12 protein-coding genes are annotated in these 15462 nt (G+C 39.0%); 8 read left to right on the forward strand and 4 right to left on the reverse strand.

From position 1 onward, the window contains the following. Window positions 1-12: 12 nt before the first annotated feature. From R3O62_RS12385 to R3O62_RS12395, 3 genes are read right to left on the reverse strand one after another with little or no spacing between them, the layout of a single operon-like run. Window positions 13-816 carry a YjbH domain-containing protein gene (locus tag R3O62_RS12385; protein ID WP_005776460.1) on the reverse strand — a complete coding sequence of 268 codons (804 nt, stop codon included), beginning with the start codon at window positions 814-816 and terminating at the stop codon, window positions 13-15. Window positions 817-866: 50 nt separating this feature from the next. Continuing rightward, a complete protein-coding gene (locus tag R3O62_RS12390) occupies window positions 867-3089 on the reverse strand; it encodes a carboxypeptidase-like regulatory domain-containing protein (RefSeq protein ID WP_005809040.1) in 2223 nt (740 codons plus the stop codon). 10 nt (window positions 3090-3099) lie between these two features. Then, window positions 3100-4044 carry a hypothetical protein gene (locus R3O62_RS12395; protein WP_032531324.1) on the reverse strand — a complete coding sequence of 315 codons (945 nt, stop codon included), beginning with the start codon at window positions 4042-4044 and terminating at the stop codon, window positions 3100-3102. Between the two features lie 381 nt (window positions 4045-4425). Between R3O62_RS12395 and R3O62_RS12400 the strand changes: the two genes are divergently transcribed. From R3O62_RS12400 to def, 7 genes are all read left to right on the forward strand, one after another. Then, window positions 4426-5568 (forward strand): site-specific integrase, encoded by a 1143-nt coding sequence (locus R3O62_RS12400; protein ID WP_005776464.1) that lies wholly within the window; start codon window positions 4426-4428, stop codon window positions 5566-5568. A gap of 723 nt (window positions 5569-6291) precedes the next feature. Further along, window positions 6292-7539, forward strand: coding sequence for a hypothetical protein (locus R3O62_RS12405; protein WP_005776466.1), 1248 nt, complete (start codon window positions 6292-6294; stop codon window positions 7537-7539). Window positions 7540-7549: 10 nt separating this feature from the next. Next, window positions 7550-8626 (forward strand): DUF3869 domain-containing protein, encoded by a 1077-nt coding sequence (locus R3O62_RS12410; RefSeq protein ID WP_005776467.1) that lies wholly within the window; start codon window positions 7550-7552, stop codon window positions 8624-8626. Window positions 8627-8695: 69 nt separating this feature from the next. Next, window positions 8696-9445 carry a YjbH domain-containing protein gene (locus tag R3O62_RS12415; protein WP_317472836.1) on the forward strand — a complete coding sequence of 250 codons (750 nt, stop codon included), beginning with the start codon at window positions 8696-8698 and terminating at the stop codon, window positions 9443-9445. Window positions 9446-9505: 60 nt separating this feature from the next. Further along, complete coding sequence (locus R3O62_RS12420; RefSeq protein WP_005776469.1) at window positions 9506-10624, forward strand: OmpA family protein; 1119 nt, start codon at window positions 9506-9508, stop codon at window positions 10622-10624. 121 nt (window positions 10625-10745) lie between these two features. After that, window positions 10746-11162 (forward strand): Holliday junction resolvase RuvX, encoded by a 417-nt coding sequence (ruvX, locus tag R3O62_RS12425; protein ID WP_032539460.1) that lies wholly within the window; start codon window positions 10746-10748, stop codon window positions 11160-11162. Window positions 11163-11197: 35 nt separating this feature from the next. Further along, entirely contained in the window at window positions 11198-11752 is a 555-nt protein-coding gene (gene def, locus R3O62_RS12430) for a peptide deformylase (protein ID WP_317472837.1), read from the forward strand. Window positions 11753-11885: 133 nt separating this feature from the next. Here the strand turns inward: def and R3O62_RS12435 are convergent, their stop codons facing one another. Beyond that, a complete protein-coding gene (locus tag R3O62_RS12435; RefSeq protein WP_005809027.1) occupies window positions 11886-13103 on the reverse strand; it encodes a 6-bladed beta-propeller in 1218 nt (405 codons plus the stop codon). Between the two features lie 309 nt (window positions 13104-13412). Here R3O62_RS12435 and R3O62_RS12440 point away from each other — a divergent pair, with 309 nt between their 5' ends. Continuing rightward, window positions 13413-15461 carry a tetratricopeptide repeat protein gene (locus R3O62_RS12440; RefSeq protein ID WP_005809025.1) on the forward strand — a complete coding sequence of 683 codons (2049 nt, stop codon included), beginning with the start codon at window positions 13413-13415 and terminating at the stop codon, window positions 15459-15461. The last annotated feature ends 1 nt before the right edge of the window (window position 15462 follow it).

Genomic DNA, 15462 nt, shown 5'->3' on the forward strand with positions numbered 1-15462 from the left:
TTATTTCATTTTTTATTTTAACTCTTTGTTTCGTTTTTGCTTTTTTATTCCATTTTTCCCTGACAAGCGGAACTGGAGTGTCAATCCTCCCGTAACGTACTTCATCTTTTGTAATTCCACTTGTGCGTGTAGATGGTTGAAAAGCAAATAGGTGGCACCTAACGCAAAATCTTTCGAATCATATTCGGCAATCAATCTCAATTGCGGATGGAAAGACGGATTGTAGCTGATACCTGCCGCGATCCCATTCAGTTTGTATTCTATCCGTTTGTTATAAAGGTAGGAGAGGTGTACTCCTATTGTCTCTGATCCCAATCGGATATGTTTGGTGGCTGCGACATAGAAACGGCTGAAATATCCGTTACCTTCGGTCGGGGCGACAACTCCGTCACCGGACGAGGTAAAAGGATCGGAGGTTCCTATTACCACAGCGGGCATGTATTTCCAGAACTGTCCCTCTTTCAATGCCCGTAATCTGAGAGAAAAATACCGGTCCTGATTGGTGAACCCTGAGTAACCATAAGGCTTTAATCCAAGAGCTTCTGCCTTGAACAAAGTACAAGTATATGCCACTTCCATCCAAGGTAGAATGGTTACATTCAGGTAGTAATTGTACGTATGATAATACCACGTCGGAGGAGTTATCTCCTTATTCATAAAGTTAGCACCCAGCATCACTGTTTTATCCTTTTGCATCTCTGCCGAAGGGGCATGCAGTAATCCCGTAGTACCGTAGGTCAATTGAGCCGAAAGCATAAAGGGTATAGCTATAAATAGCGATACGATGAAGATTCGTTTTAAATTTATTGTATACATTCTCTACGCTTTCGGTTCAATGATTTCAATTACTACATTTATTTTCTCAATTATTCAGAGATGATGATACCACCACCGGCATTCAGATCATCACCGTGTCCGTGACCATGTCCGTGACCGATTGCTTCTATAGTTTCCACTACTACTGAAGAAACCTTGCTGATTGTAACTGTAGCTGTTTTCTTTTCAATAGCTTTGGTCGCTTTGTTGTAAACGGCAAACGGTAATGTATAAGTCGTTTTGATAACGTTTCTTGTTACCTTGAAACCGGTCAACTGTGTGTAAGCGGGCACTTCCAGTTCGTATGTGAATTTTGTATCTGTAGTAAAGGCTGCTCCCGGAGTAACATTAGCGTTGTCATCTTTAATAGCTTCTTCCAAAGCAGCAGCAACCATCTTGATGGTGGTTGAGGTCAAAGAAGAATGAGCTTTCTTAACGATTTCTTCTACAGAAGCACCGTTTTCGCACTTGATGCCACCCTTCCAGTTGATTTCCATTTTTACTTTAGCTGTTTCACCTTCAGTGTAGCATGCCTTATCAAAATTCATAGTGTCTAATGCAGCTTCTGCATCAGCTTGGCTGTCAGCTTCTTCAAAACCGAATTTAAACTTAGAGAAGTGGTGAACATTGCCTACAAATACACCATTTTGATAAGTTGCGTAGTTTTCTTCAGCTTCCCAAGTGCTGGTCTTTTCGTTGAAGTAGAGAGTAGCCAGTGCAACTTCAGGAGTTTCTCCCTGAGCAACAACAACTGCAGGTGTGAACTTCACTTCCATCGGAGTAACGAAGATAGTACCGGTAGGAGTACCGTCATATTCGCGGATAGAAGCACCTTCCTTACCTTCGTCGGTGCGGCTGATGTTCAGAGTACTTGCCACGCCGCTTGTGAAGATAACCACTGTGTTGGCCGGAAGAACAATTTCGTCAGTAACCATCTCTTCTTTGTCGTTATTGGTATCGATCACTTTAGATTTCAGTTCGAAAGTAGTTTCTTTTTCGATCGGAAGAACTGCTACTTTATCGATTTCTGTCAAAGTTCCGTTAGCGATGTATTTCTCCATGGTGTTAACCACTTGCTCTGCTTGTGCCGGAGTGATCTTGATATCCGATCCTGTAGCTTCCAATACCTTGTTGATTGATTCTTCTACTGCAGACTTGCTCGGTACTTTTTCACCTTCTGCTTTTTCCGGAGCAGCTTCTACGGCATTTTCTGTTGGAAGTTCGATATCTACATTACCGCCGATAAATACATTATCGTCATCAGCAGGTTTTTCTGTGTCAGGTTTCAGAATCAGTGTAACGTTGACTACGGTGTTAGATACCTGACCATTACCTTCCGGTGCTATAAATGCGGTATATACATAAATTTTATAGCTATTGTGGCGGATTGTTACAGTTGCTTTAGTCAGCCCTTTTATCTTGTCGGCTGGAATTTCGAACTTATAAAAACCGTTGGAAGCAGTTGCGACAGTTTCATATCCTGAAAGGTTTAGTGTAACTTCAGCCTTGGTTACCATACCACCATCTTGATTATAGATGTTTCCTGACAGATAATATTTAGGAGCAATCTCTACTTCGTTTTTCTGCATAGAAACGGTTACCGGAGTTTTTGCAATGAAAATACCTTCGCCTTCCGGACCTGTTACTTCACTGATGGCAACATTGGCAGTAGTCGGTTTGTATCCGTCAGCAGTAATATAGATTGTATGCTGACCCAGACTTACGTTAGACATTGTGAATTTGTTACCGTTCTGGATGGTTGCTGTCAGTACTCCCGGAATGGTTGCAGCTTTAATAGCTACGGCTTCACCACTTTCTGCATCAAATACGGAACCTTCAATCTGATATTCTACATCCATTGTCGGTTTTGTTTCTTTGCCTTTTTCCATTCTGGCATCAATCGTATAGGCAACGATAGAACCATTTTCCTGTTTGGTAACAAATACAGAGCTTGTCACTGTTTTGTAGCCGCTCTTTGCAAAAGTCACTACGTTGGTTTCTCCTACTTTGGCTTCCAAAGCATACTTACCGTCTGCGGCGGTGGTCATTGACTTTGAGTTTGTAACATTGGTTACCGTTACACCATCCATCACAGCATTGCTTTCAGCATCTGCAACAATACCTGCAACTTGATATGTTGTTGCTGTAGGCTCGGTCACTTTAGGTACATCAATCTCATCTTTTTCGTAGCAACTTGCGAACATACCGCACATTGCTAACAAGGTTAACGCTAATTTAGCGCTACTACCGAAAAATTTACTTTTCATTTTCATCTCAATAAAATTAAAAATTTAATAACTCAGATTTTACAAAATATGGATTAAAACTATTATTCTTCATTATGTTGTCATCGGGTGCCGGCCGATAAGTTTTATAGTAATATTGTTCATTTCCTGCATTATAGGACATTCCCATATTGTTGGAGGGTGTGATCCGGGGGATATATCCTTTACGTTTATATCGGTAAGGAGGTAAGGCTATTTGGAAACGGAAACCTCCATTGGCTTTTACATTCTTGGCTTTCATGGCATAAAAGCCGATAGAGGCATAACGAAAATGCCGGATTGCTTCTACTCTGACCGCCTTTTCTTGCAGTAGATATTGTTCCACTCTTGCATTTAGTTCTACATTATAGCGGGGCCAATAGAAACTTCCTCCCAATGACCATGTTGTACGCATCTTTGTGCCGTAGTGCATGGTAAAACCTTCCCAATATCCGGTTCCGGTATATCCTATACGTCCTTCTACGCTGAAACGTTCATCGTTGAAATGATGAATCAGGTTGAAATCAATGCCATATCGGCTATTATTAAAATTACCTACAGACAGTGTTGCCCATAAGTTATAAGGTAAACGGACCGTTTGTGATAGTTCAAGGAAACCCGGATGCACTTTATCGTATCTGCTGGCATATCCGTCATTGTATACCGGAATCACCATTTGAGCGGTGAATTTCATCCCTCTCCATAAAGAGACTTCTATGGCGGGTGATAAATTGAAAAGTACTTGATAGATTTGCGTTATTACCAGATTTTTTAGTGATAATTCCGGATATATTGTGATATCTACTTTATACAAAGAGCTATTCTTTTTTTTATTCCTTTTTACTTTGTTCCAGCTATTTCCAAGATTATAGCTGACTTCCCAGTCTTGTTTGCTAATATCTATGGTACTGTCTTTTTTAGATGGCTGATAATAAAGAGAAATCTGAGGAACGTTGTTATTCAAAACGATAATTCGACATGGCTTTCTTTCGGGAAATCGATATATGGGTTTACGTAATATGGATTTACTTGCTGTTTGATTGTATAATATTGATATATAGTATTTTATATAGATATCACTTTTGCTTGGTTTATTATGATTCTGATTGATCTTTACTTTCATGAAGTATATATGTTACCGAGCTGCTACTTTAATTAAGACTCATAAAGAATCTTTGTGAAATTGATAAGTGATTAGAAAACAGAGATTTATTTGAGTTTCGTAGGCGGATATCGTTTAATCATTTTTCTTTAGAAATCTTTTTTCTGAGACTTTTGTTACCTGTTTGTTACTTATAACGGAATAATGTCTATATTTATAACTAATAACATGCAAACAAATAATATGAAAAAAGAAGTAAGGATTAAAGAACCGGTTAGAATTAGAACCAAGTGTCTGTCGAATGGTTGTGAGTCTATATATTTAGATATATATATAGATGGAAAGAGACAATATGAGTTTTTAAAGTTATATATAATACCTGAGCATACGCGGGAAGACAAAGATTTAAATCAGAGTACTATGAAGCTTGCTAATGCGGTGAAAGCTCAAAGAATTGTAGAATTGCAGAATGGAATATATGGCTTTAACCATCAAAAAGAGAAAAAGGATATAACACTGATAGACTATATAAAGTATTTGGCAGACAGGGATATAGAAAAAACTTCAAGAAAAGTGTCTATGTATACTTTGATATATCATCTCCAGCGTTATGATAAATTAGGTATTAAGCTTAGGCAGATAGATAAAAAGTATATACTCGGCTTTATTGAGTACTTGAAAACTGCAACTCAGAAGCATTGCAAAAGTATAAAGCATATAAATGCCAATACTCAGGTATATTATTATAAAGTTTTTCATTATTGCCTTAATAGTGCCATAATTGATGAAATTATAATCTCAAACCCGATGGATAAGATAAAAAAAGAGGAAAAACCTAAACGTAAAAGAACCGAAAGGGCCTTTTTAACTATTGATGAAGTTAAAACATTATCGCAAACGGATTTTCATAATAAGACTTTGAAGAGGGCTTTTCTATTTAGTTGTTTTTGTGGGTTGAGACATAGTGATATAGTGGCACTTACATGGGGAAATCTAAAAAAAAATAAGATAGGGAAAATAGAACTGCATATGACACAGCAGAAAACTCAGGAACTCCTTTCGCTTCCTTTGAGTAATGAAGCTTTAAAACAACTCCCGGTCCGTGGGAAGGCTCAGGATACAGAGAAAGTATTCAAAGGACTGATCAGTTTAGGAAGGACCAATGAGATATTGCCAAGATGGGCTGCTAAAGCCGGTATTCAAAAACATATCACATTTCATTCGGCACGCCATACTCATGCTACGATGATGATTACTCTTGGGGCTGATCTTTATACCGTGTCCAAACTCCTGGGACACACTAACATTCAAACAACTCAGATATATGCCAAGATAGTAGATGAAAGTAAAGAGAAAGCTATTGATCTGATTCCGGATATAACTTGAGAGGGTGATAAATGGTTCGGGTATGTAGTTGCGAAAATGTGAACCTCAATCTTATGCCTGAATGTTGTGGAGTAACGATAAAAAGCTAATAAGACATAAGATGTTGACAAACAGTGACATTAAATACTAATATCTTGGGTTTACGAAGTTAACTTTAACACTGTGTTAAAGTTAACTTCGTAAACCCAAGATATTAACTTCGTAAATACATAAGGTTAACTTCGTAAATCTAAGAATATAATTGGCTGCTTTTGTAGTTAACATTGTTAATTCAACTGCTTTATATAGTAGGTTTATATTAATATATGAATACATTATTATATATATACTGGTCTTTCCGATGCATTTCTGTTTTAGTTGGTAATAATTGTGCATTTGGTTAGATTAGCTACTACTTGATTTTACCCGGATTTAGTAAATTTGTAATATAGCGGTATTTTATTGGAAATTTAGTATTAATATATATTTCTATTTTATTTTATCACTTCTTTATTTATATAACTTGCTCTATTAGTGATTCTAAAATATATAATGGATATTATTTAAGATTATAAATGGTTTTTCTGGTCTATTTTTAAGTAAGCAGGAGTTCGAATGAAAAAAAACTGATACAAATCTGCGAAAAAACATGTAAAACTCTTTGGTATTATTAAAATTGTGTCTATTTTTGCACCATATTTTGTATCTATAATTTTTAGGGTACATAAGTTTTAAAGCAAACAAATGAATCACAAAAGCCCTTACATGAGGAAAAACATAACAATTGACGCTACTTTGCTCAGAATTTTACTCATATCATTCTGTTTACTCCCTTTAAAAGGTGTATGTCAAACAGGAGAGGCTACTGTTGACGCACTGGTGAAAATGGGATTTGAGAATGTAGGGTGGACAGAAGATAATGAGGAACGGGTTTTTGTGATACAGAATTCAGCCTATCGTCTTGAAGGAGTCGGAATAGGTAAAGCTGTTGATTTGATTCAAAAGATGGGTTTACCCGAAAATAAGCCATGTAGGTTAATAGTTTTGGACAATAATATACCTCAGATATCTCTCTATTATCAGCCTATGAAAGGAGATAGTATTGCTGAAGCAAATCGGGCCGACTGGAATGTAAGTTATGATTTGGGAGAAGGATGGAAGCAAGCAAGACGTATTAAGAAGCAAAACAGTTCTTTGTTTAAGGTAGATATAGTGGTATATCCGGAATTATTATTCAGAAACTATATTTTGTCTAAGGTCTATGAAATAGTGGTTAATGTCTCTCCTGCCATAGAAGTTTCTTTGTGGAAGGGAATGAAACTGACCGGACAAGTGATTTTCCCTATCTATAATGATTATGGTCAAAGGTATAAGCAGATCCGTCCCGGATTTGTGACTTTGTCACAGACAGTGCGTTTGCCTCAACGCACATTTCTGACCGCCTCAGTCGGATTTTTTAATAAGTTTCGCTGGGGAGGTGATTTAAAAGCAAAACACTTCTTTAAAGATGAGCGCTTTTCAGTAGATGCGCGTATCGGGTATACCGGAAGAGGGTATTTTGAAGATTGGGCCTTTTATCATGGTACCAAATGGACTCTGACCGGTTCTATCGGAGCTAATTTCTATTGGCCGAAATACAATACACAGTTTAGTTTAAAAGGAGAGCGATATTTGGAGGAAGAATATGGAGTCCGTTTTGATATGGTTCGCCATTTTCGCTATGCCTCTATTGGCTTTTATGGAATGAAAGTGCAACATGCAGGTAATAAAGGACTGAATGGAGGTTTCTTGTTTCAGATAGCTTTGCCTCCATACAAATATAAGAGAAAGGGGTATATCCCAAGAGTAATGCCTAATAATTTCGGATTCCAATATAATGCGGGTAATGAACGTATATATGGTAAAGGGTATAACTCTCAGGCAAGTGATAATGTAATGAATGATAATAGTTTTAATCCATATTTTGTAAAATCAGAATTATTAAATTTTTAATTTTATTGAGATGAAAATGAAAAGTAAATTTTTCGGTAATGGCGCTAAGTTAGCGTTAGCCGTTTTGGCAGTTTGCGGTACACTGTTTACAAGCTGCTACGAGAAAGCAGAAGTTGATGAAGCAACAAAACCAGCCCCTGCAAAGTATTATATTGCCGGTACTATTACTGACGCAACTACAGGTCAGGTTTTGACTACTGCTAAAGTTACATTGGGTGGCGAATCAGTTGGAGCTACATTCAACAAAGAAGTTACTTATAAAGCAGAAGGATATAGCTTGGAAGTTTCTGCAACCGGTTATTATTCTGTAACAAGACAAGTATACCTGAACCAGGTTAGTGACGGTCAGACAAGTGTTGCTACTGTAGACGTTGCTTTGGTTTCTGTTGAAGCAGCAACTATTCCTCCGGTAGTTTCTCCGACTGATCCTAAGACTGATGTTACTGAATCTGAAGCCGGAGCATTGGTAACTAAAGCAGCTGAAGAAGCTAAACCTTCTGCTGAAACAGTTAAGAATATGTGGGATGGTGCAACAGCTACAGCTGAGGAAAAGGCTGGTCTGGAAACTACAAAAGAGTTGACCGGTGACGTTACTACTGGAGCTACTACTGCTGAAGCTCAGGCTGATGGATCGATCTTGGTTACTACTCCGTTTGAATTTGCAAACTCTGTTAAAGATGCCGCTATCTTGGTTCCTTACTTCTACAATGAAGGTTGTGAACTTACAGGTGATGTAAAAGAAGTGGCTGCTCCTGCAACAAGAGCAGAAGGCGCTGTTTCTACTGATATTCAGGCTGCTTTCCTTGCAAATGCTGCTAAAGCTTTGAATAAGAATGCCGGTTTCGTACAGAAGGTTGGTTATGCTAAGATCAGCGTATTGAGCGGTTATGGTATTATTGGCTATAGAGTTAAAGGACAATTGGTTTCTAAGAAACTGACATTCTTGATCTCTGGCAAATATTATGAAGGTATCGTTTCTTACCAGAACAGCGTAATGATCTATCCTAACTATTACAGCCACGATTCTCACGATTCTCATGACTCTCACGGCTTCAACCCGAACGCCGGTGGTGGATCTAACGACTAATCAGAGGTAAAAGTAATTGTTGAGAATTAAAAAGTACGAGTTGAACCGAAAGTATAGAAATTGCAGGTAATGATGAAAAAGATACTTCTTATGGGCTTGTTCCTTTGCTGTCATTTGGCACTTTCGGCTCAGTTGACGTACGGAACTACCGGTTTGCTCCATGCTCCGTCAGCAGAAATGCAACGGGATAAGACAGTGATGATCGGTGGAAATTTTCTAAATAAGGAGATAACTCCTCCTACATGGGACTACCATACGTATAATTACTTTTTGAACGTGACTATCTTTCCCTGGCTCGAAATAGCCTATACATGTACGCTGTTTCAGTCGCAGACTATAGGGATTGACTGGAAAGTTGGAAAGAAGAAGTTTACGAATCAGGACAGATATTTTTCTGCCCGTTTGCGAGTTTTGAAAGAAGGACAATTGTGGAAGCATATGCCGGCTGTTGTAGTGGGAACTTCTGATCCTTATACTGAGTCAGGCGATGGGCAAGTAGGTTCTGCCGATGGTAATGGCTATTTTTGCCGTTTTTATGTCGCAGCCACCAAGCATATCCCGGTTGGAAAGGAGAAGATAGGTGTGCATCTGTCATATCTGTACAACCGAAGAGTGGATTACCACTTGAATGGATTAGCCGGAGGGTTCACTTATGCTCCATCTTTTGCTCCTGATCTGACAGTGATCGCAGAATATGATGCAAAGGACTTCGCGTTTGGTGCTACCTATTTGCTTTTCAACCATTTGCATGCGCAGGTAGAATTGCAAAGAATGAAATATTTTACCGGCGGGCTTACATATAAGATTTATTTGAAGTAAGCAGAATGGTCGGAGCAAATAAGAAACTAAAAGAGTTGAAATATTTAAAAACAAAAAACAATGAAAAGTAAATTAGTAATATTATCTTTATTGTTGGCCGGTGCTACTGCAGCTACTGCTCAGACTAAAGAGACGTTCTATAGCGAAAGCTTTAAGGACAATATCTTTGTGAGTGTAGGTGTTGGCGCTCAGGGTTGTGTAAACCCGGACAACTTTGATTATGGCTTTGGTAAAGCCATAACTCCGCTGATCAATGTGTCAGTTGGTAAACTGTTCAATCCGGTTTGGGGTATCCGTGGTCAGGTGGCTGGCGCATGGACTACCTTGTATTCTAACTACGGACAACCTGCCGATACTTATATTAAGAGTAAGAATAAACATTACTTCACTCTGCGTGCGGACGGTATGTTTAACTTGTCGAATGCTATTGGCGGTTACAATCCGGACCGTTTGTTCACAGTTTCTGTTTTTGCAGGTCCCGGTTTGACATTTGCCAAAGCTTATGGCGATCAGGATAAAGTAAATGCACTGATCAACGGTTCTGTTGGTTTGGCTGGACAGTTCAATATCAATAAGTATTTAGATATCAACATTGAAGCAAGAGGCGAGGTTTCTCCTTCTCCGTTCGGTAATATTAGCTCTGCCCATACCGACGGCGCTGTTTCTCTGACTGCAGGTGTAACTTATACATTTGGTGGCAAGAGATTCGTATCTTGTGGTTCTCAGGTAGACCAGAATGCTATCAATGAAGAACTGAATCGTTACAGAAGCGAACTGGCTAAGGCTCAGTCTGACTTGGCTGATGCCAAGAACGCGCTGGCTAACGTGAAACCTGTAACAAAAGAAGTTGTGAAGGAAGTTGAAGTAGCCGGACCTCGTGCTATCTTCTTCCAGATTGGCAAATCTAAGATTGACGACTATGGTATGGTTAATATTCAGTTGGCAGCTAAGATCCTGAAGGCTAATCCGGATAAGAAATATAAGGTGGCAGGTTATGCAGATAAAGCTACCGGTAGCGCCAAGTGGAACCAGAAGTTGTCTGAAGCTCGTGCACAGGCTGTTTACGATGCACTTATTAAAGAAGGTGTAAGCAAGGATCAGCTTGAACTGGTAGGCTTCGGTGGAACTGCCAACATGTTTGGCAAGAACTTCTTGAACCGCGTTGTGATTCTGGAATAATACAACTTTATTGAGGCAATAGCCCGATAAATAATGGAAGGGGTATCCGCACAACGGATACCCTTTTTGTTTGTTAAATAGGGAATAATCCAAATTTTAATCGTATTTTTGCACTCCAAATATGAGTAGAATAATAGCAATAGATTACGGGCGAAAACGTACAGGAATAGCTGTGAGTGATGCGATGCAGATTATCGCTAACGGGCTGACAACTGTATCAAGTCATGAACTTCTGGATTTCATAACCAATTATGTAAAACAGGAACCGGTGGAACGCATTATTATAGGTTTGCCGAAGCAGATGAATAATGAGGTTTCTGAAAATATGAAAAATATAGAGCCTTTTGTACGTTCGTTAAGAAAACGTTTGCCTGATATTCCCGTTGAATATGTAGATGAACGTTTTACTTCTGTGCTTGCACACCGTACGATGCTTGAAGCCGGGCTTAAGAAAAAAGACAGACAGAACAAGGCATTGGTCGATGAAATTAGCGCAACTATTATTTTGCAGTCTTATCTGGAAAGCAAACGTTTGTAAGAAGAAAGAATATTTAAAAAGAATAATTATAAGATATGATTTTACCTATTTATGTATATGGTCAGCCAGTTCTCAGGCAGGTGGCGGAGGATATCACGCCGGATTATCCGAACCTGAAAGAGCTGATTGAAAATATGTTTGAAACGATGGATCATGCCGATGGGGTAGGGCTTGCCGCTCCTCAGATTGGCTTACCTGTCCGCGTAGTTGTTATTAACCTGGATGTGCTTTCAGAAGATTATCCTGAATACAAGGATTTTCGTAAGGCTTATATAAACGCACATATTGATGTTGTGGAGGGTGAAGAAGTATCCATGGAAGAAGGATGTCTTAGTCTGCCCGGCATACACGAGTCTGTAAAGAGAGGCAGTAAGATTCACGTACGATATATGGATGAAAATTTTGTAGAGCATAACGAAGTGGTAAAAGGGTTTCTGGCACGGGTTATGCAGCATGAATTTGACCATTTGGACGGGAAAATGTTCATAGATCACATTTCTCCTTTGCGTAAACAAATGATAAAAGGAAAACTGAATACGATGTTGAAAGGAAAGGCTCGTAGCTCCTATAAGATGAAGCAGGTGAAATGATATACCTGAGATTTTCGAATAAAAAGCAATGGGTAAAGTTGATCATATAAATCAATTTTACCCATTACCTTTTCAGGACTGCATTTCAAATATCCTGCAACGGCTATTTGATGTTTTTCTTAAAAGAGCCCGGTTATGGTTGCTTTAAATATACCAGCATCATTACCGGATTATCGTCTTCCTTTAAGCCTTTCAACTGTTCGATTTGAAGTATGGAAGGTGTTTCTTCCGCTTTTTCTAAAAGTTCAGGAGCTTCCCATACATATAACAGTGTATGGCTGTCAAGTGCCGTTATCGGGCGTAATGGTAAACCAGGAGTCAAGTCATTTTTTATATGGCCTGTGGCTACTTTGAAACAGTTTTTGGCTTTTTTGTCGTAAATAGCCATTTGTCTTTCTCGCGCTTTCTCTCCTGCCCAATTGGAATAAGGCATGAATATGTAGGAGTCAGTCTCTATGGCACTGTACTGTATGTAAGGAGCGGCCATTTCCTGAAAACGCTTTCCGTTTCCATCGAGATATTCAAACCTGCATTCCATCGGTAATGAGTATTTGCCCATCTGGAATATATATCGGGGTTCTAAAGCTTCTGGAGTGACGGTGAATAGGGTGTCGTTATAATATTCTTTATAACAGGTGTGGTTTTCGTAATGGAACATATAACGATCTATATCACTACTGATCATCCAGCGATATTGGCTGTTTAGCTCAAATAGGTCCCAACGATTGAAGATTTGCAACGTATCACCTTTCAGGTTGGAAAGGTAAATACGTTCTTTTCGTCTTCCGTTATTATTGCGCATGAATGTTGCGGCAATTGTATCCTGAACACGTAACATCGCAAACTCACTAACTTCTATATTAGGAACTTTCATTGCACGGATGAATTTACCTGTTTCCATAGAGTAGATATTGATTTTTCCTGTAGTTGTTAGCATGTAGACCAATCCTTTTTCTTCATCCACGTCAATCTGCATGATCCAGTTAAATTCACCTGGTCCACCGCCTTTGCGGCCCAGTGTCCGTATGAATTTACCATCTTTTGTGTACTGAAATAATTTATCGAGCCATGGTAGGAAGAAATACTCTTTTGTCTGGATGATATTGGTTCCCTTTAACCCTCTTATCAGGCATTTATTGTTTGTCTCCAACGGGATATACCGTATTGAATCGGCTATTTCACTCAGTAGTATTTCCCGTTCTGTTTCGATACCTGTTTCGAAAGGTACGATTTGAGGGAATTCTGGTTCTGTAATTTGGACCGTTGCTTCGGACGGCTGGTCACTGTTCTTCTTTCCGCTGCAAGAAAGCAGCAGGAAAGGTAGTAGTAAAAGAAGTGATTTTTGTTTCATGTTGATACTATTTTATGTATAAAAGAGTTCCTGTTTGCAATATTGTACAGGTGTCTTTCTTTCTGTATTTTTAATTTTCGGATAACCCGTTTCATATATTGATTTATGGACATATTACAAATCTACGAAATAATCGTAAATTAATAATGAATGTGAGGTTAATAGGTGTTAAGAAGGTGTATAGACTACTGAATATCTGCATGGAGGGGTCCTATAAAATAATCAAAAAATATAAAAAGTTGTCCGTTATCCCTGTTTAATAGATGAAAAGCATTACTTTTGCTCTACTTAAAAAGTATTCAGAAGCCGATGATTAAAAAGATATTAGCAGCATTATTGTTGTTTCCTACATTTATATATGCTCAGATAAACACAGACAGGGTAATGATGATTGCCCGAAACGCGTTATACTTTGAGGACTATGTCCTTTCCATTCAGTATTTTAATCAAGTGATCAATGCAAAACCCTACCTGTATGAACCCTATTTTTTCAGAGGGCTTGCCAAGATCAACCTGGATGATTATCAGGGAGCTGAAGATGACTGTGATGCGGCCATTGACAGGAATCCTTTTGTAGTGGGTGCTTATCAGATTCGTGGGCTTGCAAGGATTAAACAGAATAAGTATGATGGGGCTATTGAAGACTATAAGAAAGCACTTCATTTTGACCCTGAAAATATTACGCTTTGGCATAATCTGACTTTATGCCATATACAGAAAGAAGACTATAAAGCTGCTGAAGATGATTTGGGTAAATTGCTGGCAGTTGCTCCCAAATATACAAGAGCCTATCTGATGAGAGGAGAGGTGGCTTTGAAGCAACAGGATACATTGCGGGCTTTGAATGACTTCAATACAGCTATTGAGATGGATAAGTATGATCCTGATGCCTGGGCATCCCGGGCCATCGTCAGGTTACAACAGGGAAAATATGCAGAGGCAGAATCGGATTTGAATCATGCAACGCATTTGAATGCCAGAAACGCCGGGAATTATATTAATCGTGCTTTAGCCCGTTTCCATCAGAATAATCTGCGGGGAGCCATGAGTGATTATGATCTGGCTCTTGATATTGATCCGAATAATTTTATCGGACATTATAACCGTGGTTTGCTTCGGGCACAAGTAGGAGATGACAATCGAGCTATTGAGGATTTTGATTTTGTACTGCAAATAGAACCGGATAACATGATGGCTACGTTTAACCGAGGATTACTTCGTGCACAAACGGGGGATTACCGGGGAGCCATTAAGGATTATACAACTGTGATTGATATGTATCCGAACTTTTTGGCCGGATATTATCAACGTGCAGAGGCAAGGAGAAAGATCGGCGACCGTAAAGGTGCTGAAATGGACGAGTTTAAAGTCATGAAAGCGCAACTTGACAAGCAAAATGGTGTAAGTAATAGCGATAAGACCGTGGCTGATAATAAAAAAAGTAATAAGAAAGAGGAGACTAAAACTCGTAAAAAGTCCGATAAGGATATGAATAATTACCGGAAAATCGTTATCGCAGATAATTCTGAAGTGGAACAGAAATATAAGAGTGATATTCGGGGCAGGGTACAGGATCGTAATGTTAATATCAAGATGGAACCGATGTATGCTCTTACCTATTACGAGAAGATGAGCGATGTGAAGCGGACGGTACATTATTATAAGTATATAGATGATTTGAATCGTGCCGGTGTTTTACCAAAACGTTTGTATATCACTAATATGGAATCACCGCTTACCGAAGAACAAGTGAAGTTCCACTTTGCATTGATTGATACACATACTTCGGCAATTGTTGAAAATCCGCAGGATGCACGCATACGATTCTCCCGTGCACTTGATTTCTATCTGGTACAAGATTTTGCCAGTTCTGTTGAAGATCTGACTCAGGCCATTTTGTTGGATGATAAATTCTTCCCTGCTTACTTTATGCGTTCCTTGGTGCGTTGCAAGCAGTTGGAATATCAAAAGGCAGAAGAAGCTAATGCAGCCTCGGCAGCACCGGCCACACTACCGGGTATATCCGCTCCACCGAAGTCGGAAATCAGTGCCTTGGACTATGATATAGTGAAAAGTGACTTGGATCATGTGATCTCTTTAGCCCCCGATTTTGTTTATGCGTATTATAACCGTGCCAATGTATTGGCCATGTTGAAAGATTATCGTGCGGCAATTGCGGACTATGATAAAGCTATCGAATTGAATAAAGAGTTTGCGGAGGCTTATTTTAATCGTGGATTGACACATATTTTCCTGGGTAACAATAAGAATGGAATAGCTGACTTAAGTAAGGCAGGCGAGTTGGGCATTGTTTCGGCCTATAATATCCTGAAACGATTTACAGAAGTGCCGGAATAAC

Origin of the sequence: Bacteroides hominis (assembly GCF_033042785.2) — a bacterium.
Taxonomy (GTDB): Bacteria; Bacteroidota; Bacteroidia; order Bacteroidales; family Bacteroidaceae; genus Bacteroides; species Bacteroides hominis.